Source organism: Pseudomonas sp. FA-1, assembly GCF_056856075.1.
In genome coordinates this window covers 299,032-320,544 of the sequence record NZ_JBWXTH010000002.1, presented here as the reverse complement: position 1 = coordinate 320,544, position 21,513 = coordinate 299,032, and the positions used below count along the sequence as shown (strand labels likewise).

Genomic DNA, 21,513 nt, shown 5'->3' with positions numbered 1-21,513 from the left:
TCGGGTCAACACTCGATGATGTTGACGGCCAGACCGCCGCGGGCAGTCTCCTTGTATTTGCTTTTCATGTCTGCGCCGGTCTGGCGCATGGTGCGGATGACCTTGTCGAGCGAGACATAGTGTTGCCCGTCGCCACGCAGGGCCATGCGCACCGCGTTGATCGCCTTGACCGAGCCCATGGCGTTGCGCTCGATGCAAGGCACCTGGACCAACCCGCCGATGGGGTCGCAGGTCAGGCCCAGGTTGTGTTCCATGCCGATCTCGGCGGCGTTCTCCACTTGTTGCGGGCTGCCGCCCATGACTTCGCACAACGCGCCGGCCGCCATGGAGCAGGCCACGCCCACCTCGCCCTGGCAGCCGACTTCGGCACCGGAGATCGAAGCGTTTTCCTTGTACAGGATGCCGATGGCAGCCGCCGTGAGCAGAAAGCGCACCACCCCGTCCTCGCTGGCGCCAGGGACAAAGCGCATGTAGTAGTGCAGTACCGCCGGGACGATGCCTGCCGCGCCGTTGGTCGGTGCGGTGACCACCCGCCCGCCGTAGGCGTTTTCCTCGTTCACCGCCAGGGCGTAGAGGTTGACCCAGTCGAGCACCGACAATGCATCGCGCAGGCTGGCTTCAGGGTGACGACTGAGCTGGCGATACAGCGCCGGCGCCCGCCGCTTGACCTTGAGCCCGCCGGGCAGGATGCCTTCGTGGCGGCAACCGGCTTCGACGCAGTCCTGCATGACCTGCCAGATGCGCAGCAGCCCCGAGCGGGTCTCGGCTTCGGGCCGCCAGGCCGCTTCGTTGGCCAGCATCACCTGGCTGATCGACAGGTGCTGCTCGCTGCAGTGGGCGAGCAGTTCCTTGGCGGTGCGAAACGGGTAGGCCAGCACGGTGCTGTCCTCGACGATCCGGTCGTGACCGGCAGCGTCCTCGTCGACCACGAAACCACCCCCCACCGAGTAGTACTCCCGGCTGCGGATTTGCAGCCCGGCTTCGTCGAAGGCGCGAAAGATCATGCCGTTGGGGTGGTAGGCCAGGGGCTTGCGGATCATCGCCAGGTGCTGTTTCTCGACGAAGGCGATTTCATGTTCGCCCAAAAGGCGCAGGCGGCCGCTGTCGCGGATCGCTTGCAGGCGGGCGGGGATGGCCTCGGTGTCGACGGTATCCGGGTGCTCGCCTTCAAGGCCCAGCAGCACGGCCTTGTCGCTGCCATGGCCCTTGCCGGTGGCGCCGAGCGAGCCATACAGCTCGGCCTTGACGCTTACGGTGCGGGTGAGCAGACCATCGCGGCGAAGCCCTTCGGCAAAGCGTGCGGCCGCCCGCATGGGGCCGACCGTGTGCGAGCTGGAGGGGCCGATGCCGATCTTGAACAGGTCGAAGACGCTCAGTGACATGCTGCTACCTCCTGCGTGGGTTGCGCGGCCTTGTGGGAGCGGGCTTGCCCCGCGATGGCGCCGGAACAGCCAACCATGTCACGGCGGCTGACGCTATCGCGGGGCAAGCCCGCTCCCACAGGTCAGGTGGCGGGCACGAAAGCCATCAGGCGTCCTGGTAGCTCTCGATCGACGGGCAGGCACAGACCAGGTTGCGGTCGCCGTACACGTTGTCGACCCGGCCCACTGGCGGCCAGTACTTGGCCTCCACCAGGCTCGGCAGCGGGTACACCGCCTGCTCGCGGCTATAGCCGTGGGCCCATTCGCCGACCAGCTCCGCCGCGGTGTGCGGGGCGTTCTTCAGCGGGTTGTCGTCCTTGTCCAGGGTGCCGTTCTCGACCGCGCGGATTTCCTCGCGGATCTGGATCATCGCGTCGCAGAAACGGTCCAGCTCCTCCTTGGACTCGCTTTCGGTCGGTTCGATCATCAAAGTACCGGCCACCGGGAAGGACATGGTCGGGGCGTGGAAGCCGAAGTCGATCAGGCGCTTGGCCACGTCGTCGACGCTGATGCCGCTGCTGTCCTTGAGCGGGCGCAGGTCGAGGATGCACTCGTGGGCCACCAGGCCATTGCCGCCGGTATACAGGACAGGATAGTGCTCTTCCAGGCGGCGGGCGATGTAATTGGCGTTGAGGATGGCCATCTGCGAAGCGCGCTTGAGGCCCACGCCGCCCATCATGCGGATGTACATCCAGGTGATCGGCAGGATGCTGGCGCTGCCGAATGGCGCGGCGCAGACCGCGCCCTGGGTGTTCTCCAGGGCCGCATGGCCCGGCAGGAACGGCGCCAGGTGCGACTTGACGCCGATCGGGCCGACGCCTGGGCCACCGCCGCCGTGGGGGATGCAGAAGGTCTTGTGCAGGTTCAGGTGCGAAACATCGCCGCCGAACTTGCCCGGGGCACACAGGCCGACCATGGCGTTCATGTTGGCGCCGTCGATGTACACCTGGCCGCCATTGTCGTGGATGATCGCGCAGATCTCGCCGATCGCCTCCTCGAACACACCGTGGGTCGACGGGTAGGTGATCATGATCGCGGCCAGGCGATCACGATGCTCGACGGCCTTGGCGCGCAGGTCTTCGACATCGACGTTGCCACGTGCGTCGCAGGCGGTGACCACCACACGCATGCCAGCCATGTGTGCAGTGGCAGGGTTGGTGCCGTGGGCCGAGGACGGGATCAGGCAGATGTCGCGGTGGCCTTCGCCGCGGCTGCGGTGGTAGGCGCGGATGGCCAGCAGGCCTGCGTACTCGCCCTGGGAGCCGGCGTTGGGCTGCAGCGACACGGCGTCGTAGCCGGTGGCGGCGCAGAGCATGGCTTCCAGTTCGCGGGTCATCTGCAGGTAGCCCTGGCTCTGCTCGGCCGGGGCGAAGGGGTGCAGGTTGCCGAACTCGGCCCAGGTCACCGGGATCATCTCGCTGGCGGCGTTGAGCTTCATGGTGCACGAACCCAGCGGGATCATGCTGCGGTCCAGGGCCAGGTCCTTGTCGGCCAGGCGACGCAGGTAGCGCATCAGCTCGGTTTCGCTGTGGTAGCGGTTGAACACCGGGTGTTCGAGGATCGCCGACTGGCGCAGCAGGGTAGCCGGCAGGCGCGAGTCGCTGCTGGCGGCCAGGCTGGCGAAGGCCGGCAGGGCCTTGCCTTCGGCGAACAGCTGCCACAGGGCCTCGACATCGGCCTGGGTGCAGGTTTCGTCCAGGGACAGGCCCAAGTGGGTGGCGTCGACCTGGCGCAGGTTCATGCCCTGGGCCCGGGCCTGCTCGTGCAGGCGGGCGGTGGCGTCACCAGTGGCCAGGGTCAGGGTGTCGAAGTACGCGCGGGTAACGACCTTGACGCCCAACTGCTCCAGGCCGGTGGCGAGGATGGCGGTCAGGGCGTGGGTGCGTTCGGCGATGCGCTTGAGGCCGGCCGGGCCGTGGTACACGGCGAACATGCTGGCGATGTTGGCCAGCAACACCTGCGCGGTGCAGATATTGCTGGTGGCCTTCTCGCGGCGGATGTGCTGCTCGCGGGTCTGCATGGCCAGGCGCAGGGCAGTCTTGCCGAAGCGATCGATGGACACGCCGACCAGACGGCCGGGCATGTCGCGCTTGAACGCATCGCGGGTGGCGAAATAGGCCGCGTGCGGGCCGCCGAAGCCCAGCGGTACACCGAAGCGCTGGGCGCTGCCGATGGCCACGTCGGCGCCGAATTCGCCCGGCGGGGTGAGCAGGGTCAGGGCCAGCAGGTCGGCGGCCACCGCCACCAGGGCGTTGCTGGCGTGGAAGCGCTGTACCAGCTCGCTGTAGTCGAATACGTCGCCGTTGCTGGCCGGGTATTGCAGCAGGGCGCCGAAGAAGTTGCCGACACCGCCCAGCTCACGCTCGTCGCCCACTACCACTTCGATGCCCAGGGGTTCGGCACGGGTGCGCAGCACGTCGAGGGTCTGCGGGTGGCAATGGATGGAGGCGAAGAACGCGTGGCCGGCCTTGTTCTTCGACAGGCGCTTGCAGAAGGTCATGGCCTCGGCGGCGGCGGTGGCTTCGTCGAGCAGCGAGGCGTTGGCGATCGGCAGACCGGTCAGGTCGCTGATCAGGGTCTGGAAGTTGAGCAGCGCTTCCAGGCGGCCTTGGGAGATTTCCGGCTGATAGGGCGTGTACGCGGTGTACCAGGCCGGGTTTTCCAGCAGGTTGCGCAGGATCGGAGCTGGCGTGTGGGTGTTGTAGTAGCCCTGGCCGATGTAGTTCTTGAACAGCTGGTTCTTGCTGGCGATGGCCTTGAGGTCGGCGAGGGCATCGGCCTCGCTCTGGCCGTCGGCGTTGCCGAGCACGCTGGTGCCCTTGATGGTGTCGGGGATGACTGCGGCGGTCATGGCATCGAGCGACTCGAAGCCCAGGGTGGCGAGCATGGCCTGCTCATCCGCGCTACGTGGGCCGATGTGGCGGGCGATGAATTCGTTGGCAGTGCCGAGGTTGAGGGTCATTGGCGGTTCCTCAGGCGTTTTCGTTGATCAGGCGGTCGTAGGCGGCCTGGTCGAGCAACTTGCCGACAGCGTTGGCATCGGCGGGGACGAAGCGGAAGAACCAGCCTTCGCCCAGTGGGTCTTCGTTGACCAATTCAGGGCTGTCGTTGAGGTTTTCATTGACCGCGATCACTTCACCGGTCAGGGGCATGTACACGCCGCTGGCGGCTTTCACCGACTCCACGGTGGAGGCTTCAGCGCCTTTTTCGTACTGCTGCAGTTCTGGCAGTTGCACGTAGACCACATCGCCGAGGGCGTTCTGGGCATAGGCGGTGATGCCCACGGTGACACTGCCGTCAGCCTCGACGCGCAGCCATTCGTGATCTTCGGTGAAACGCAACTCGCTCATGGGGAATCCTCGAAGCAGGGGAGGTAGGCGCGGTGGTTCCGCGCTCTTGGTCGCGATTCCCTTAGCAATAATGCGGCCAATCAGCGCGAGGCCCCGGAAATCAAGGCGGGCAGCGATTTACGCGGCGGTTTGCCCTAGCGGTTTGTAATGAAATCGCTACAGATCGGTGGCGATTGAAAAGCCATGGTGGATCAAACCCTTGCGTATCGGTGGCCGAAAGACGTTGGAGTGATTTCGCTACACTGTAGCGAAATCGATACGAAAGACCCTGTCCGGCCTTCAATGGTGGACGTGTTTCTTGCCGTCCGCATGGTGGTGGGTGTTGGGGGCGGTCGCTTCCTGCACCGGGGTGGTGCCATGATGGGCGCCGTGGCCTCCGGGCGCATCGTGCATCCGGGTTTCGCCGCCGCCATGCTGGTGCCCCGAGCTGCTGGCGACCAACGCTTGGTATTGCTCGGCGTCCAAAGAGGGCAATTGCTGGAGGAACGCGACGAGGCCCCAGATGTACGGGTCTGCCATGCTCTTGCCCCAGGCCGGCATGCCCGTTGCCTTGATGCCGTGCTTGATGGTCCAGAACGCCAGGGCAGGGCTTGCATCCAGCCCTGGCTTGGCCAGGTTCGGCGGAGCGGGGTACAGGCCTTGGCTCAGTTCGGTCTTTTCCACCCCTGGCGCCAGGTGGCAGCCGACGCACATGGCGTTGTAGTTGCCGGCGCCTGCACGGATCAAGGCTCGATCTTTGAGGTCGGGGACCTCGAGATTGCGCGCACGTACCTCGATGGAGCGGTCGCGGGCCATGGCCAGGAAGGCATGGACCGGGGCGAAATGCGGGTCGTCGGCCCCCACGTTGACCAGGCCGAAATAGGCCACCCCCAGGATGGCCGCGCCACCTGCGGCACTTGCAAGGCTCAGCGTCTTTATTGTTCTTTTCATGTCAGGGTCTCAGAACCACATACGGATACCGGCCACGAAGCGGGCTTCTTGCACATCCTCGCCCTCGTCGCGCAGTATGTCGGCGGTATTGCCGTATGCGCGGCTCCACGTGACGCCGATGTAGGGCGCGAACTCGCGCCGTATTTCATAACGCAGGCGCAGGCCGACTTCGGTGTTGGCCAGGCCGGAGCCTACGCCTCGTGCTTCATCGTTCTTGCCATAGACGTTCACTTCTGCCGTCGGTTGGAGGATCAGCCGATTGGTGAGCAGGATGTCGTAGTCACCTTCCAGGCGCAGTGCGCTCTGGCCGTTTTCGCCAATGAACGCCGTCGCTTCGGCCTCGAAGGCATAGAGCGCCATGCCTTGCAGCCCGAACGCGGCCCAGGTTTGCGGGGTGCCAGGCTTGAAGTCCTGGCGAATACCGGTGACCACGTCCCACCAGGGCCCGATGGCATGGCCCCAGAGCGCCTGGACCTCGGCTTCCTCGGTCACGCCATTGGTACGTTCGCCTTCGGAGCGCAGCCAGAGGCGATCGACATCACCGCCAATCCAGCCCGACGCATCCCAGCTCACGGTGCTGCCGTCATCGGCGTCCTGATATTCCAGTTGGTCGAGCAGGAAGAAGGTGTTGATCGCGCTGTCGTGAACGCCATGCCCTGGGAGCGGGGGAAAGGCCGCTTTGCGGTCGGCGTCCGTCAGCACCGGGATGGGGGTGCGGCTTTCGGTCGTTGGCAAAGTGCCTGGCGAGGCATGGTTCATCTGACTGTGATCCATGCCCTGCATCTGGCGATGGTTCATCTGGCTGTGATCCATGCCCTGCATCTGGCCGTGATTCATCTGGCTGTGATCCATGCCCTGCATCTGGCCATGGTCCATCTGGCTGTGGTCCATGCCTTCGGCTGCGCTTGCCGGGCCCAGGGCCACGAGCGAGACAAGCGCTGCCAGTGCCGATGACGCCGTGGTTCTACTGATCATTGTCCTTGCCCGCTTGTGCCTTGTCCGTTTTCGGCTCAGGCTTCATCGAGCCGTGATCCATCATTTTTCCATGGTCCATAGGCATCTTGCCGTGGTCCATGGGCATCTTGCTGTGGTCCATCTGCCCATGGTCCATTTTCTCCATCATGCCCGCCGAGCCTTTCTGGTGTGCGTCATGCTCATCAGCGGCCAGGGCCGCAGGCGTCGACAACACGGCCAGGCCGAAGGCCAGCAGGCTGCCGAACAGGGTCTTGCGCAGGTTGGATTCGTTCATCGCGGCTCTCCTCATTCGTCCACACGGACTTCACGGAACATGCCCATTTCCATGTGGAACAGCAGATGGCAGTGGTAGGCCCAGCGGCCCAGCGCGTCGGCAGTGACGCGATAGCTGCGCCTGGAGCCCGGGGGCATGTCGATGGTGTGCTTGCGCACCATGAAGTTGCCGTGCTCATCCTCGAGGTCGCTCCACATGCCATGGAGGTGGATGGGGTGGGTCATCATGGTGTCGTTGACCAGGGTGATGCGCAGGCGTTCGCCGTACTTCAGGCGCAACGGCTCGGCGTCGGAAAACTTGATGCCATCGAACGACCAGGAGAACTTCTCCATGTGGCCGGTCAGGTGCAGCTCGACCGTGCGGCCGGGCTCGCGGCCGTCCGGGTCGATGAAGGTGCTGCGCAGGTCGGCGTAGGTCAGGACCTTGCGGCCGTTGTCGCGCAGGCCGATGCCCGGGTCGTCCAGCTTGGGCGTAGGGGTCATGGTCTGCATGTCGACCAGCGGGCTGTTGTTTTCCGAGGCCGGGTGCTGCTGCATCTGGCCACCGGCGGCGCCATGGTTCATGCCCGCCATCTGGCTGTGGTCCATGCCGGCCATGTCGCCTTGCATGTCATGATCCATGCCGCCCATGGCGCTGTGATCCATGCCCATGTCGGCCATGCTGATCAGGGGGCGTGGGTCGAGCACCGGTACCGCCGCGCTCAGGCCATGCTGCACGGCCAGGGTGCCGCGGGCATAACCGGTGCGGTCCATGGACTGGGCGAAGATCGTGTAGGCCTGCTCAGCGGTAGGCTCCACGAGCACATCGTAGGTTTCCGCGACGGCGATGCGAAACTCGTCGATGCTCACCGGCTCGACGGGCTGCCCGTCGGCGGCGACCACGGTCATCTTCAGGCCTGGAATGCGGACATCGAAGTAGCTCATGGCAGAGCCGTTGATAAAGCGCAGGCGGATCTTCTCGCCCGGCTTGAAGATGGCTGTCCAGTTACTGTCCGGTGCCTGGCCGTTCATCAGGTAGGTATAGGTATACCCACTGACGTCGGCGAGGTCCGTGGGGCTCATCTTCATCTCGGCCCACATCTTGCGGTCGGCCAGGGTGGCCGACCAGCCTTTCTCGCCCACGTCGTTGATGAAGTCGCCCACGGTGCGCTTGTGGAAGTTGTAGTAGTCGGACTGTTTCTTCAGCTTGGCCATGACCCGGGCCGGGTTCTCGTCGGTCCAGTCGCTGAGCATCACCACGTAGTCGCGGTCGTACTGGAAGGGCTCGGGTTCCTTCGGGTCGATCACCAGGGGGCCGTATACCCCCACCTGTTCCTGAAGCCCGGAATGGCTGTGGTACCAGTAGGTGCCGCTCTGCCTGACCTGGAACCGGTACTCATACATGCCGTCCGGCGCGATGCCGTGGAAGCTCAGGCCCGGCACGCCGTCCATGTTGGCCGGCAGGATGATGCCGTGCCAATGGATCGAGGTGTCTTCCTGCAGGCGGTTGCGCACGCGCAGGGTGATCGTGTCGCCCTCACGCCAGCGCAGGAGCGGGCCGGGCAGGGTGCCGTTGATGGTCATGGCCGTGCACGGGGCGCCGGTGATGTTCACCGGCGTCTGGCCAATGAACAGGTCGAATTCGGTACCGCTCAGCACCGTGGGCTGCCCAGGGCTGGTGAGTGCCCATACCGGGCTGCGCCACAGGCCCAGGCCGCCCAGGATGCCACCTGCGGCCAGGCCCTTGACGAAGGTTCGCCTCGAGGTTTTGCAATGCATGCCGTGTATGTCCCATGAGTCAATGGAGCCTGCGCGATCCATCGGCGCGGTCAGGCTGTCGGGCTGGGCTTTGCGCCACAGCTCGCTCATGGTCCTAGCCTAGGCAGCGACGGCTGTCAGCTGCCTGAGGCAATGGTTACATTTTTGTCAGCTTGGCAGCACGCGCGGCGATGAGGGGCGGCGAAGACAGGCAGGGCAAGGTACAGCTTGGCCGCATCGTAGTTAAACTTCACTCGTCACTATTCAATTCTTGCTCGGAATACCGTATTTGCGCAGCCGTTGGGCAATGGCGGTGTGCGAGGTCTGCAGGCGCCCGGCCAATTGCCGGGTCGAGGGGTAGCTCAGGTACAAGCGCTGCAGCAGATCGCGTTCGAATGCCTGCACCGCTTGCTCCAGGCTCGCCACTTCGCCGTCCTGGCCACGCGCCACGGACGTGCCGGCGATGTCCAGGTCGCCGATGTCCACCAGGCTGCCTTCGCAGATGGCCGCGGCGCGGAAGATCACGTTCTGCAGCTGGCGCACATTGCCCGGCCAGGGGTTGGCGAGCAGCGCCGAATGGGTGGCCGGGGCCAGGCGGCAGGGTGGGCGCTGGATCTGCGTGCAGGCCTGCTGCATGAAGAAATGCGCCAGCAGGAGGATGTCCTGGCCCCGCTCGCGCAGGGGAGGAACTTGCAGGTTGAGCACGTTGAGGCGGTAGAACAGGTCTTCGCGGAAGGTACCTTCGGCGACCATGCGCTCCAGGTCGCGGTGGGTGGCGCTGATGATGCGTACATCGACCTTGACCTCACGGTCGCCGCCGACCCGGCGGAAGCTGCCGTCGCTGAGAAAACGCAGCAGCTTGGCCTGCAGGTAGGGCGACATCTCGCCGATCTCGTCGAGGAAGACCGTGCCCTGGTTGGCCAGCTCCATCAGCCCTGGCTTGCCGCCGCGCTGCGCGCCGGTGAAGGCGCCTGGGGCATAGCCGAACAGTTCGCTTTCGGCCAGGCTCTCGGGCAGGGCCGCGCAGTTCAGGGCGAGGAACGGGGCGGCATGGCGGCTGCTGATGGCATGGCAGGCACGGGCCACCAGCTCCTTGCCGGTGCCGGTCTCGCCATGCACCAGCAGCGGCGCGTCCAGGGCTGCCACCCGCAGGGCGCGGGCCTTGAGGGTGCGGATCGCCGGCGAGTCGCCAAGCAGGGCGTCGAAGCCTTCGGCGTGGTCGTGGCGCAGCGCCGAGAGGCGTTCGCCCATGCGCGTCGGCGGGTAGAGCGTCAGCAGGCCGCCGGCGTTGGTGATCGGGGTGGCATCGAGCAGCAGGCTCTGGCCGTTGAGCTGCATCTCGCGCATCGGCAGGTGGAAGTTGTTTTCCAGCAGGGCTTCGAGCAGCCCGGGGTCGTTGAACAGGTCGCCCACCGAGCGGCCGGCGGACTCGCGCCCGCACAGGGCGATCAGTGCGGGATTGGCCAGCAGCACCAGGCCTGCGCTGTCCACTGCTAGCACAGGGTCGCTCATCGCGGCCAGCAGCGCGTCGAGCTGCAGGTGGCGGCGCTGGCCGGGAAGGATGTCGACCACTTCGACCGATTGCACGCCCTGGACTTCGAACAGCGCGTCGTGAAGCTCCTCCAGCACGGCGGGGCTCAGGGTCGGCGCGTCGATGTAGACGTTGGGCGGAACCATCTCCACGGCGTCCAGGTTGAGGTTGCGGGCACCGAGCAGGGCCAGGACTTCCTGGGTGATGCCGACGCGGTCGATGAAGCTGACGTGGATGCGCATGGGGTTGATGAGGCTGTAGCCGGGGGAGGGCGGTAGTATGCCTCAACATTGTCGGGGCCGCTGCGCGGCCCCAGGTTTCTCACATCACTCCAGATGCTCAGGCTTGATCGGGTCGCCTGACTTCACGTCCAGCTTCTGGCGAATGTCCTCGAACATATAGTCGTAGAGCTTGTGCGGCGAGCCGAGGTTCTCGAACTTCTTCGGCGGCGGTAGGTGCGACTGGGCCTTGCGGCTGAGCTGCATGAGAAAACTCGGCAGGACCTGGTCCTTGGCCAGGAAGAACTTCTCGTCGACCGCCTTGCCCTCGATGCTGCCATGCATGTGGAACTGGATGCCTCTGCCTTCCTTGGGGTCCTGCGCCGCTTCGTATTCGATGTTCAGGTCGTAGCTGTGGTCATTCGGGTTGAGCGCGGTGCGCTCGATATGTACGTGCCCGGGCTTGTACTGGGCCATGGCGGAGTCCTCCGGAAGGTTGAAAACGGCGGGCGATGCGCCCGCCAATTGCATTCAACGGTAGCTGATACCCGGCTTTTCGGTGCTCACGCGGGTGCCGGCGGTGCCTTTGACGATGTCCTCGATGTTTTCCAGCGAGCTGATCACCGCCACCTTGCCGGTGTGGCGCGCGAAGTCGCAGGCGGCCTGCACCTTCGGCCCCATGGAACCGGCTGCGAAGCCAAGCTTTTCCAGCGCGTCGGGGTGGGCCTGGGCAATGGCCTTCTGTGTGGGCTTGCCCCAGTCGATATAGGCCGCGTCGACGTCGGTGGCGATGATCAGCAGGTCCGCCTCCAGCTGTTCGGCCAGCAGGGCCGAGCACAGGTCCTTGTCGATCACCGCCTCGATGCCCTTGAGCTTGCGGTTTTCATCGTACATCGTGGGAATGCCGCCGCCGCCGGCACAGATCACGATGCTGCTCTTTTCCAGCAGCCATTTGATCGGGCGGATTTCGAAGATGCGCTTGGGCTTGGGGCTTGCGACCACACGGCGGTACTTGTCGCCATCGGCCTTGACCACCCAGCCCTTTTCCTTGGCCAGGCGCTCGGCCTCCTCTTTGCTGTAGACCGGGCCGATGAACTTGGTCGGGTCCTTGAAAGCCGGGTCGTTGGCGTCGACTTCGACCTGGGTCAACAGCGTGGCGAAGGGCACTTCGAAGTCGAGCAGGTTGCCCAGCTCCTGTTCGATCATGTAGCCGATCATGCCTTCGGTCTCGGCGCCGAGCACATCCAGCGGGTAGGCCTCGTCGGGTTTATAGGCCAGGCCCTGGAGCGACAGCAGGCCGACCTGTGGGCCGTTGCCGTGGGCGATGACCAGTTCGTTGCCTGGGTGGATCTTGGCGATCTGCTCGGTGGCGGTACGGATATTGGCGCGCTGGTTGTCGGCGGTCATGGGCTCGCCGCGACGCAGCAGGGCGTTGCCGCCCAATGCAACAACGATACGCATGGTGAATGTCCTTTTGGAGATAGGGGGCGTATCTCGTTCCTTGTGGGAGCCGGCTTGCCGGCGATCACCGGCGGAGCCGGTGCCATGCACCGTATTGCCTGCATCGCTGGCAAGCCGGCTCCCACAGTATGGAGATGGCCGTCAGAGGTCAGCCAGGGTCGACACCAGGATCGCCTTGATGGTGTGCATGCGGTTCTCCGCCTGCTCGAAGGCGATGCATGCCGGCGACTCGAACACGTCATCGGTGACTTCGATGCCGTTGGCCAGGTGCGGGTATTGTTCGGCGATCTGCTTGCCGACCTTGGTCTCGGAGTTATGGAACGCCGGCAGGCAGTGCATGAACTTGGTGCGCGGGTTGCCGGTGGCCTTCATCAGTTCTTTATTCACCTGGTAGGGCAGCAGCAGTTTGATGCGCTCGCCCCAGGCCTCGACCGGCTCGCCCATCGAGACCCACACGTCGGTATGGACGAAGTCCACGCCCGCGACCGCGGCTTTCGGGTCTTCGGTGAGGGTGATGCGTGCGCCGCTTTCCTCGGCGTATTGCTTGCAGCGTTGTACCAGGTCGTCATGGGGCCACAGCTCCCGGGGTGCGGCAATGCGCACATCCATGCCGAGCTTGGCGCCGATCAGCAACAGGGAGTTGCCCATGTTGTTGCGGGCATCGCCCAGGTAGGCGTAGCTGATGTCGTGCAGCGGCTTGTCGCTGTGCTCGCGCATGGTCAACACGTCGGCGATCATCTGGGTCGGGTGGTACTCGTCGGTCAGGCCGTTGAACACCGGAACGCCGGCGAACTTGGCCAATTCCTCGACGATCTCTTGCTTGAAACCACGGTATTCGATGGCATCGTACATGCGCCCGAGCACCCGGGCGGTGTCCTTCATGCTTTCCTTGTGGCCGATCTGCGAGGAGTTGGGGTCGATGTAGGTGACGTTGGCGCCCTGGTCATAGGCGGCAACTTCGAAGGCGCAACGGGTGCGGGTCGAGGTCTTCTCGAAGATCAGGGCGATGTTGTTGCCCTTGAGGTGCTGCTGCTCGGTGCCGGTGTACTTGGCGCGCTTGAGATCGCGGGACAGGTCCAGCAGGTACTTCAGCTCGCGGGTGGTGTGGTGTTCGAGGCTGAGCAGGTTGCGGTTGTGGATATTGAACGCCATGACGGTTCTCCTTGGATTCGGGGTCGGCCCGGCTGCCACCTTGTGGGGGCAGCCGGGGGGATGGCTTAGTAGTCGATAGGGTCGCGCACGATCGGGCAGGTCATGCAGTGGCCGCCGCCACGGCCCCGGCCCAGTTCGCCGGCACTGATGGTGATGACCTCGATTCCGGCCTTGCGCAGCAAAGTATTGGTGTAGGTGTTGCGGTCGTAGCCGATGACCACACCTGGCTCCAGCGCCACCACGTTGTTGCCGTCATCCCACTGCTCGCGCTCGGCGGCGAAGCTGTTGCCGCCGGTCTCGACCACACGCAGCTTGACGCCCAGCTGCTCGCCGACCACCTCGATGAACGACTTGTTCTCGCGGCGTACGTCCATGCCGTAGGGCTTGCTTTCGTCCGGGCGGATGATGAACGGCACGATCTCGCGCACCACTTCCGGGAAAACCGTGACCAGGTCGCGGTCGCAGAAGCTGAACACGGTGTCCAGGTGCATGGCCGCACGGGACTTCGGCAGCCCGGCGACGATCACTTGCTCCACTGCGCCCTTGGCGAAGAGGTTCTGTGCCAGTTGGCCGATGGCCTGGCGCGAGGTGCGCTCACCCATGCCGATCAGCACGATGCCCTTGCCGATCGGCATGACGTCGCCGCCTTCGAGGGTGGCCTGGCCGTGCTCTTGGTCCGGGTCGCCGTACCAGACCTGGAAGTCGGCCTTGGTGAACTCGGGGTGGAACTTGTAGATGGCGGTGGTCAGCAGGGTTTCCTGGCGTCGCGCCGGCCAGTACATCGGGTTGAGGGTCACGCCGCCATAGATCCAGCAGGTGGTGTCGCGGGTGAACTGGGTGTTGGGCAGCGGCGGCAGGATGAAGCTGGAGTGGCCCAGGTAGTCGTTGTACATCTTGACCACGCTGGCACCTTCGCTCTCCGGCAGGTCCTGGCCGGCCACGCCGCCGATCAGGAACTCGGCCAGGTGGCGTGGCTCCTGGCCCTCCAGCCAGCTGCGCACTTCGTTGGTCAGGCCCACCCCGACGGTATCGGGGGTGATCTTGCGGTCGAGGATCCACTTCAGGGCCTCGGGGTTCTGCACGATGTCGGTGAGCAGGTTATGCATTTCCAGCACATCCACGCCGCGCTCGCGCATCTTGGTGACGAAGTCGAAGTGGTCGCGCTTGGCCTGGTCGACCCAGATCACATCGTCGAACAGCAGCTCGTCGCAGTTGCTCGGGGTCAGGCGCTTGTGCGCCAGTCCCGGGGCGCAGACCATTACCTTGCGCAGCTTGCCTGCTTCGGAGTGGACACCGTACTTCTGTTTTTCCGTGGACATGGTTCATTCCTCCAAGAATGCGAAAACGTGGTTCAAAGGGTCAGGAAGCCGTCGTACAGGCCGTAGGCCGCCACCAGGGCGCCAACCACGACGGCTGCGAAGATCAGTTTTTCCACGCTGGTGAAGATAGGTTGGCCCACCTCGCGCTTGGCCTTGGCGAACAGGATCGCGCCGGGGGCATAGAGCAGGGCCGAGAGCAGCAGGTACTTCACGCCGCCGGCATACAACAGCCAGATGGCGTACAGCAGGGCGATACCACCGATGACCAGGTCCTTCTTGCGTTCGGCCAGGGCCTGTTCGTAGGTCTCGCTGCGCACTGCCAGCAGTACCGCGTAGGCCGCTGACCACAGGTAGGGCACCAGGATCATCGAGGTGGCGAGGTAGATCAGCGACAGGTAGGTGCTGTTGGAGAACAAGGTGATGACCAGGAAGATCTGCACCATGGCGTTGGTCAGCCACAGGGCGTTGGCCGGCACATGGTTGGCGTTCTCGCGACGCAGGAACTCCGGCATGGTGTGGTCCTTGGCCGCGGCGAACATGATCTCGGCGCACAGCAGTACCCACGACAGCAGGGCACCGAGCAACGAGATGATCAGGCCGACGCTGATCAGCACCGCACCCCAGTGACCGACCACATGCTCGAGCACGGCGGCCATCGACGGGTTCTGCAGCTTGGCCAGCTCCGGTTGGGTCATCACGCCCAGCGACAACACGTTGACCAGTACCAGGAACAGCAGCACGGTGATGAAGCCGATGACCGTGGCCTTGCCCACGTCGGCGCGTTTTTCCGCCCGCGAGGAGAAGATGCTCGCGCCCTCGATGCCGATGAACACCCACACCGTGACCAGCATCATGTTGCGCACCTGGTCCATCACACTGCCAAGGTCGGGAGAGCCTTGGCCCCAGATGTCGGCGGTGAAGATGTCGAGCTTGAAGGCGAACAGGCAGATCAGGGCGAACAGCGCCAGCGGCACGACCTTGGCCACCGTGGTGACCAGGTTGATGAACGCCGCTTCCTTGATGCCGCGCAGCACCAGGAAATGCACTGCCCACAGCAGGATGGAGGCGCCGATCACGGCGGCCGGGGTATTGCCTTCGCCGAAGATCGGGAAGAAATAGCCCAGCGTGCTGAACAACAGCACGAAGTAGCCGACGTTGCCCAGCCAGGCGCTGATCCAGTAGCCCCAGGCCGAGGAGAAGCCCATGTAATCGCCGAAACCGGCTTTGGCATAGGCATATACCCCACCGTCGAGGTCGGGCTTGCGGTTGGCCAGGGTCTGGAACACGAATGCCAGGGTCAACATACCCACGGCGGTGATGGCCCAGCCGATCAGCACGGCGCCGACGCCGGCGCTGGCCGCCATGTTTTGCGGTAATGAAAAGATGCCGCCGCCAATCATCGAGCCGACGACAAGTGCAACGAGTGCACCCAGTTTGAGTTTTCCGGGAGAATCAGACATTTAACAACTCCATGCCAGGAGAACGTTGACCTCAGCGTAAATCCGACGTCTTCGCCATTCGCTGACCTGGGTCAGTTTATGGCGATGTGAAGTAGGAAAATTCCTTCTCACAACCTCCTGGAGCGTGCCGACTACCCGGCTGCAGACCTTGCGCACTGGCACCTCCATGTCCATCTAGAGTAAACACTCTGTGTAGCCTGCGACCTTTGACGCTAGTCGCTTTTAGCCGAGAAGCAAGTTCCGCTAAACATTCGGTATTAAAAGTTTCAGGTAATGATTTGGCGCATGGAAAACGCGGGATTAATACCAAGTGCATAGACGCCCTTGTTATGAAGCTTTTAGTCTTGATCGCTTGGGCTACTATAAAAGCGCTGTGGTTTTTATATGAGCGGGACGGTTGTTTCATGCGTATTACAGCGCACCGAGGGGAGGCCTATGAGCGAACCGGGACAAAAGCTGCGCCTGGGGGCGTTGATCGCACTGGTGGTCGGCTCGATGATCGGCGGCGGTATCTTTTCGTTGCCGCAGAACATGGCGGCGCGGGCCGATGTCGGGGCGGTGCTGATCGGTTGGGGCATCACCGCGGTGGGCATGCTGGCGCTGGCCTTCGTGTTCCAGACCCTGGCCAACCGCAAGCCTGAACTCGACTCCGGGGTGTATGCCTATGCCAAGGCCGGTTTCGGCGACTACATGGGCTTCTCCTCGGCCTGGGGCTACTGGATCAGCGCCTGGCTGGGCAACGTCGGCTACTTCGTGCTGCTGTTCAGCACCCTAGGCTTCTATTACCCGGTGTTCGGCGAGGGCAATACGCCCGTGGCCATCGGCTGCGCCTCCATCCTGCTGTGGGCGGTGCATTTCCTGGTGTTGCGCGGCATCAAGGAGGCAGCGTTCATCAACCAGGTGACCACCATCGCCAAGGTGGTGCCGCTGCTGATGTTCATCGTCATCGCAGCCTTCGCATTCCGTGCCGATATCTTCACCCGCGACATCTGGGGCCTGGGCAACCCGAAGTTCGGCGGCGTGCTGGAGCAGGTGCGCAACATGATGCTGGTGACCGTGTTCGTGTTCATCGGCATCGAGGGCGCGAGCGTCTATTCCGGCCGGGCCCTGCATCGTTCGGACGTGGGCAAGGCCACGGTGATCGGTTTCCTCGGCGTTTTGGCCTTGCTGGTGCTGGTCAACGTGCTGTCGCTGGGCGTGATGACCCAGCCGGAGCTGGCCAACTTGCAGAACCCGTCATTGGCATCGGTGCTCGAGCATATCGTCGGCCCCTGGGGCGCGTTGCTGATCAGCGTCGGGCTGGCGGTGTCGTTGCTCGGGGCACTGCTGTCGTGGGCATTGCTGTGCGCCGAGATCCTCTTCGCCACCGCCAGGGACAAGACCATGCCGCGCTTTCTGGCGCGGGAGAACGCCAATCATGTACCGGCCAATGCCCTGTGGTTGACCAACTGCATGATCCAGGGCTTCCTGCTGATCACCCTGTTTTCGGCAGGCACCTACACCAGCCTCATCTACCTGGCCTCCTCGATGATCCTGGTGCCGTACTTCTGGTCGGCGGCCTATGCGGTGCTGCTGGCGCTGCGCGCAGAGGGCTATGCCGGGCAGGAGGGGCTGCGACGCAAGGACCTGCTGGTGGCCGTGGTCGCGTTGCTCTATGCCGTCTGGCTGTTGTACGCCGGGGGGCTCAAGTACCTGCTGCTGTCGGCGCTGCTGTATGCGCCCGGGGTGATCCTGTTCGCCCGGGCCAAGCATGAGCAGGGGCAGGCGCTGTTCACCCGATGGGAGAAGCTGATCTTCGCAGCGGTGCTGGCCGGGGCCGGCCTGGCCGCCTATGCGCTCTATTCAGGAGTGCTGAGCTTGTGAACCTTCGCCCGAGGTGGGCGGAGTGGGACGTTCCGGGCGCGACCATATCCACAGATTGCCCAGGGTCATGCCGCCGATGGCCAGGAACACCGGCCAGCGCGCTTCCAGAAATACCAACATCAACCCGGCACACAGCAGCATGCTGGCGGTGGCGCTGACCTTGGCCCGGCGCTGGATCACCTTGCCATGGCGCCAGTTGTACAGGATTGGGCCGAACAGGCGATGGCTCTCCAGCCAGGCGCTCAGGCGCGGGGAGCTGCGGGTGGCGGCCCAGGCGGCGAGCAGGATGAACTCGGTGGTCGGCAGGCCGGGGATGACGATGGCCACGAGGCCGATGCCCAGGCTGATGTAGGCCAGGAGCGCGAACAACAGGCGGGACAGTTTCGAGCGGGCAGGTCGGGTCATGGTCTCACTGCAATGAACGGCCCGGCCATCGAAGCGGATGGCCGGGTGAAGCGTGTCAGGCCAGTGCGGCATCCGCGGCATAGGCGTGCTTGAGCAACTCGGTGAAACGCTCGAAGGCCTCGACCGCGCCACGCTCGGCGGCGGCATCCTCTTCGGGCGACAGTGCCAGGCTGTCAAGGATCCGGGTGAACTGCTTCCAGCCTTCGGCGCGGCCACCTTCCGGCTCACCCAGGTGACGGGCACCGAAACGCTCGGACAGCTCCAAGGCCACGGCACGCTTGATCAGGAACGCGGCGCCCAGTTTGGAGCCTTCGGAGACGAAGATCCAGCCCAAGGCCTGGCCGAGGCTCGGGTTGTGCAGGGCACCGGGCACCGGGGCAGGCACTTCTGTATCCAGGTCGGCCAAATCCAGGCGGGCATGCTCGGCACGGCAGCGGGCGGCCAGGTCGGGGAAGAGGGCGATCAGTTTCGGGTCGTTGTACAGGGCCTTGAGCTCGGACTGGAACAGGTACTGGGCAACCACGAAGCGGGCGAAGCTTTCGCGACTGTCGAATGGTGTGTGGGATTTGACCAGGGCATCGAGTTCGCTGTGGGGGCCGTGGGTGACCTGGTTCAGGCGCTGGGAGCGCAGGGAAGTGGCGGTCATGGGTGGGTCCTTGGGAAATTGGGCTCTAGTGACAAGACGAACGAGGTGGTGGCTGGACGTAAAAATTCTGTTTGGTTTAGGAGGCGTACCTCTTGGGTAGGTATTGTTTGTGAGATCGAGCGCCGCCCGCGCGGCGCTCGATTTCACAGACACCCAGGCCGCTGCGGCGAACGGCTCAGATATCCCACACCAAGTTGATGGCGAAGTTACGCCCTGGCGCCGTCAGGCGGTCGAGGTTGGCCGGCTGGGTCACGGCGGCCTCGCCCTGGCCGTCGTAGCGGCGTACCGAGTCCCACTGCCAATACTTCTTGTCGGTGAGGTTGTACAGACCGGCGTTGACCGTGAGGTCGTCGGTCACCTTGTAGAAACCGGTCAGATCCAGTACCCCGTAGCCAGGTGTACGGAACTTGGTGCTCTGGCCATCCGGAGCGAAGAAGGTGTCGTCGTCGACGCGGGTCTTGCGCTTGACCAGCGTCCAGCTGACCTGCGCGCCGTAGCCCGGTTGCTCGTAGCCCAGCCCGAACACGCCGGTCAGCGGGTTGACGGCGTTCAATGGCTGGCCGGTGTCGTCGTTGCGGCCATAGGCATAGGCGATCGAGCCTTGGGTGTACAGACCCTGCGGCGCGCCGAAGTGGCCGAGGTCAAGGTGGCCCTTGACCTCGGCGCCCTTGATGGTGGCATGCCTGATGTTGTTGGCCTGGTAGGTGGGCAGCAGGTCCAGGCTCTTGACCGCATCCTCGTCGATGAAGTCACGGTACTTGTTGTAGAACACCGCGACATCGAAGCTGCCCGCGTCGAAGTGGCCACGCAGGCCGGTTTCATAGCTCTTGCTCTTTTCGGGCTCCAGGTTCGGGTTGCCTTGGACGCTGTAGCCCAGCTCCGCGTTTTCGAAACGACCGTACATGGCCTTGGCGGTCGGCGTGCGGAAGCCTTCGGCGTACTGGCCGTACCAGGTGTAATGGTCGTTGAAGGCATAGGTGACGCCCAGCTTGGGCGACAGGCGATGCCAGTGCTTGGTCGAGTCGTCGACGTTCTGTGCGCTGCCGTCACCGTTCTCCAGGCCGCGCAGGAACGCGTCGGTCATTTTCGGTTTCATGCGGGTGTAGTCGTAGCGGGCGCCGGGCAGGAAGGTCCAGTTGTTCCAGCGGATTTCATCCTGGGCGAACAGGCTGTAGGTATCGACCGTCGGGTCCGGGAAATCACTGACCAGTGCCTGGCCATCTGCCGGGCTGTCCGCGCCTGGGGCCGGGCAGCCCCTGCCAACCGACAGGCAGGTACCGGTACCGCTGCGTGAACCGGTCACCTTGTCATGCTTGAAGGTCGTGCCGTAGGTCAGCAGGTGTTCGGTTTCGCCCAGGCTGAACGCCTTGTCCAGCTGCGCATCGAAGACCCATTGACGATCCTTGTAGGTGGTGCTGCGGGTGCGCAGTACCTCACGCACTCTCGGGGCGTAGATCTCCTCGGTGCTTTGGTCGGTCTTGGCGATCTGGTAGTTCAGGCTCCACTTCACGTGGTCGGCCAGCAGGCTGTCGAGCCCGAACTCATGTTGGATGCCGAAGCGCTCGCGGGTGATGGTGTCGTTACCGGTACGGGCGCGGTACATGTTCATGGCACCCATGCCTGGGATGAAGGGGCCGCCTACCGCACTGAGCATGTTCTGGTCGCGGTCATCCTTGTAGCGCTCGTAGGTCAAGCCCAGGCGTGAGTCATCGGCGTAGTTCCAGCCCAGCTTGGCCAGCACGTTGGTGGTGCGCGCGTCCACCGGGTTGGCTTCGGTGCGGTCCAGGCCGGTGCCGCCATGCCTGCCGTAGCTCTCGGTCTCGTGGCCGTTGCGCTGGCTCAGGTGCAGCAGGCCGTCGAAGGCGCCCTGGCGGCCGGCGACGGTGGCGGAGTTCAACCAGCTTTCATCGGCGGAGCTGTAGCCGGTCTTCAGGCGGGCACCGAGGTCCTGGCCGGGCTTGATGATGTCGTCCGGGTCGAGGGTGAAGTAGCTCACCGCACCGCCGATGGCGTTGCTGCCGTACAGCACCGACGCCGGGCCGCGCAGGATTTCCACGCGCTTGACGATCTCGGGGTCGACATAGTTGCGTTGGGTTTGCGCGTAGGGGCCGTAGAAGAAGCTGTCGGGGATCGAGACGCCGTCGACCTGGGTCAGGATGCGTTCGCGGTCGATGCCGCGAATGTTGAAGCCGTTCAAGCCACTGCGCTGGCCGGTGCCGGCGACCGATACCCCGGGCTCGTAGCGCACCATGTCCTGGATGGTATTGACGTTCTGCCGGTCGAGCTGTTCGCGGGTCTGCACGGTCACCGTGCTCGGCACCTGGCTGACGTCCTGGGCGCTGCGGGTGGCGCTGACTGTCAGTTGTTGCAGGGCAATGGTGTTGCCGATCGCCTGGCGCTCCAGCACTACGTTGCCGTTGCTGATGGTGCGGAATTGGAGCCCGGTACCTTGCAGCAGGCGGCGCAGCGCTGTTTGCGGCGTCAGCGAGCCCTGCACGCCTGGCGAGGAAACACCTTCGGCCACCTCTGCGCTGAAGCCGACCTGCCAGCCGGTGACCTGGCTGAACGCATTGATCGCTGCAACCAAAGGCTGCTGGTCGATGGCGAAGCGGTAGTCGCCCATGCGTGGGCTGCTGGCTTGGGCCGGTTCCGCAGCCAGCGCTGGCAGGCTGCAGGCGCCGCTGGCGAGCAGGGCCAAGGTCAGCAGGGACAATTGCCCCATACGGCGGGGCGGGTTGGACGGGCGAGTTGGACCTGTGGACATCGAAGGCG

17 protein-coding genes are annotated in these 21,513 nt (G+C 64.3%); 1 reads left to right on the top strand and 16 read right to left on the bottom strand.

Going from position 1 to position 21,513, the window contains the following annotated elements; genetic code table 11:
• Positions 1–5: 5 nt before the first annotated feature.
• The 13 genes from AC1MHZ_RS05460 to arcD (AC1MHZ_RS05400) all read right to left on the bottom strand — a co-directional run bounded on the left by AC1MHZ_RS05460 (position 6) and on the right by arcD (AC1MHZ_RS05400) (position 15,827).
• The gene (locus AC1MHZ_RS05460) at positions 6–1,382 is read right to left on the bottom strand and encodes an L-serine ammonia-lyase (RefSeq protein WP_084856641.1); all 1,377 of its coding nucleotides are present in this window, start codon (positions 1,380–1,382) and stop codon (positions 6–8) included.
• Between the two features lie 145 nt (positions 1,383–1,527).
• Positions 1,528–4,383 carry an aminomethyl-transferring glycine dehydrogenase gene (gcvP, locus tag AC1MHZ_RS05455; RefSeq protein ID WP_465001404.1) on the bottom strand — a complete coding sequence of 952 codons (2,856 nt, stop codon included), beginning with the start codon at positions 4,381–4,383 and terminating at the stop codon, positions 1,528–1,530.
• A 10-nt stretch (positions 4,384–4,393) separates the two neighbouring features.
• Positions 4,394–4,771 (bottom strand): glycine cleavage system protein GcvH, encoded by a 378-nt coding sequence (gene gcvH / locus AC1MHZ_RS05450; protein ID WP_084856645.1) that lies wholly within the window; start codon positions 4,769–4,771, stop codon positions 4,394–4,396.
• Between the two features lie 279 nt (positions 4,772–5,050).
• Positions 5,051–5,701: a c-type cytochrome gene (locus AC1MHZ_RS05445; protein ID WP_084856647.1), complete on the bottom strand. Its 651-nt coding sequence runs from the start codon at positions 5,699–5,701 to the stop codon at positions 5,051–5,053.
• A 9-nt stretch (positions 5,702–5,710) separates the two neighbouring features.
• The gene (locus tag AC1MHZ_RS05440) at positions 5,711–6,676 is read right to left on the bottom strand and encodes a copper resistance protein B (RefSeq protein WP_084856648.1); all 966 of its coding nucleotides are present in this window, start codon (positions 6,674–6,676) and stop codon (positions 5,711–5,713) included.
• Positions 6,666–6,950 carry a hypothetical protein gene (locus tag AC1MHZ_RS05435; protein ID WP_084856650.1) on the bottom strand — a complete coding sequence of 95 codons (285 nt, stop codon included), beginning with the start codon at positions 6,948–6,950 and terminating at the stop codon, positions 6,666–6,668. Before AC1MHZ_RS05435 ends, AC1MHZ_RS05440 begins: the two co-directional genes overlap by 11 nt.
• Positions 6,951–6,961: 11 nt before the next feature.
• Positions 6,962–8,707: a copper resistance system multicopper oxidase gene (locus AC1MHZ_RS05430; protein WP_482966162.1), complete on the bottom strand. Its 1,746-nt coding sequence runs from the start codon at positions 8,705–8,707 to the stop codon at positions 6,962–6,964.
• Between the two features lie 243 nt (positions 8,708–8,950).
• The gene (locus AC1MHZ_RS05425) at positions 8,951–10,459 is read right to left on the bottom strand and encodes a sigma-54-dependent transcriptional regulator (protein ID WP_084856652.1); all 1,509 of its coding nucleotides are present in this window, start codon (positions 10,457–10,459) and stop codon (positions 8,951–8,953) included.
• Positions 10,460–10,543: 84 nt separating this feature from the next.
• Positions 10,544–10,912 carry a DUF5064 family protein gene (locus AC1MHZ_RS05420; RefSeq protein WP_084856654.1) on the bottom strand — a complete coding sequence of 123 codons (369 nt, stop codon included), beginning with the start codon at positions 10,910–10,912 and terminating at the stop codon, positions 10,544–10,546.
• Positions 10,913–10,966: 54 nt separating this feature from the next.
• On the bottom strand, positions 10,967–11,896 hold the full coding sequence (gene arcC, locus AC1MHZ_RS05415; RefSeq protein ID WP_084856656.1) for a carbamate kinase: 930 nt from the start codon (positions 11,894–11,896) through the stop codon (positions 10,967–10,969).
• 141 nt (positions 11,897–12,037) lie between these two features.
• Positions 12,038–13,048: an ornithine carbamoyltransferase gene (locus tag AC1MHZ_RS05410; RefSeq protein ID WP_084856658.1), complete on the bottom strand. Its 1,011-nt coding sequence runs from the start codon at positions 13,046–13,048 to the stop codon at positions 12,038–12,040.
• Between the two features lie 65 nt (positions 13,049–13,113).
• On the bottom strand, positions 13,114–14,367 hold the full coding sequence (arcA, locus tag AC1MHZ_RS05405) for an arginine deiminase (RefSeq protein WP_084856659.1): 1,254 nt from the start codon (positions 14,365–14,367) through the stop codon (positions 13,114–13,116).
• Positions 14,368–14,399: 32 nt separating this feature from the next.
• On the bottom strand, positions 14,400–15,827 hold the full coding sequence (gene arcD / locus AC1MHZ_RS05400) for an arginine-ornithine antiporter (protein WP_224456786.1): 1,428 nt from the start codon (positions 15,825–15,827) through the stop codon (positions 14,400–14,402).
• Positions 15,828–16,262: 435 nt separating this feature from the next.
• Between arcD (AC1MHZ_RS05400) and arcD (AC1MHZ_RS05395) the strand changes: the two genes are divergently transcribed.
• Positions 16,263–17,690: an arginine-ornithine antiporter gene (gene arcD, locus AC1MHZ_RS05395; RefSeq protein WP_368829807.1), complete on the top strand. Its 1,428-nt coding sequence runs from the start codon at positions 16,263–16,265 to the stop codon at positions 17,688–17,690.
• Here the strand turns inward: arcD (AC1MHZ_RS05395) and AC1MHZ_RS05390 are convergent.
• The 3 genes from AC1MHZ_RS05390 to AC1MHZ_RS05380 all read right to left on the bottom strand — a co-directional run bounded on the left by AC1MHZ_RS05390 (position 17,670) and on the right by AC1MHZ_RS05380 (position 21,505).
• Positions 17,670–18,095 (bottom strand): YbaN family protein, encoded by a 426-nt coding sequence (locus AC1MHZ_RS05390; protein WP_084856831.1) that lies wholly within the window; start codon positions 18,093–18,095, stop codon positions 17,670–17,672. The genes arcD (AC1MHZ_RS05395) and AC1MHZ_RS05390 overlap by 21 nt on opposite strands.
• 55 nt (positions 18,096–18,150) lie before the next feature.
• Complete coding sequence (locus AC1MHZ_RS05385; RefSeq protein ID WP_482966110.1) at positions 18,151–18,741, bottom strand: biliverdin-producing heme oxygenase; 591 nt, start codon at positions 18,739–18,741, stop codon at positions 18,151–18,153.
• Positions 18,742–18,916: 175 nt separating this feature from the next.
• Positions 18,917–21,505, bottom strand: coding sequence for a TonB-dependent receptor (locus AC1MHZ_RS05380; RefSeq protein WP_482966109.1), 2,589 nt, complete (start codon positions 21,503–21,505; stop codon positions 18,917–18,919).
• Positions 21,506–21,513 lie beyond the last annotated feature (8 nt).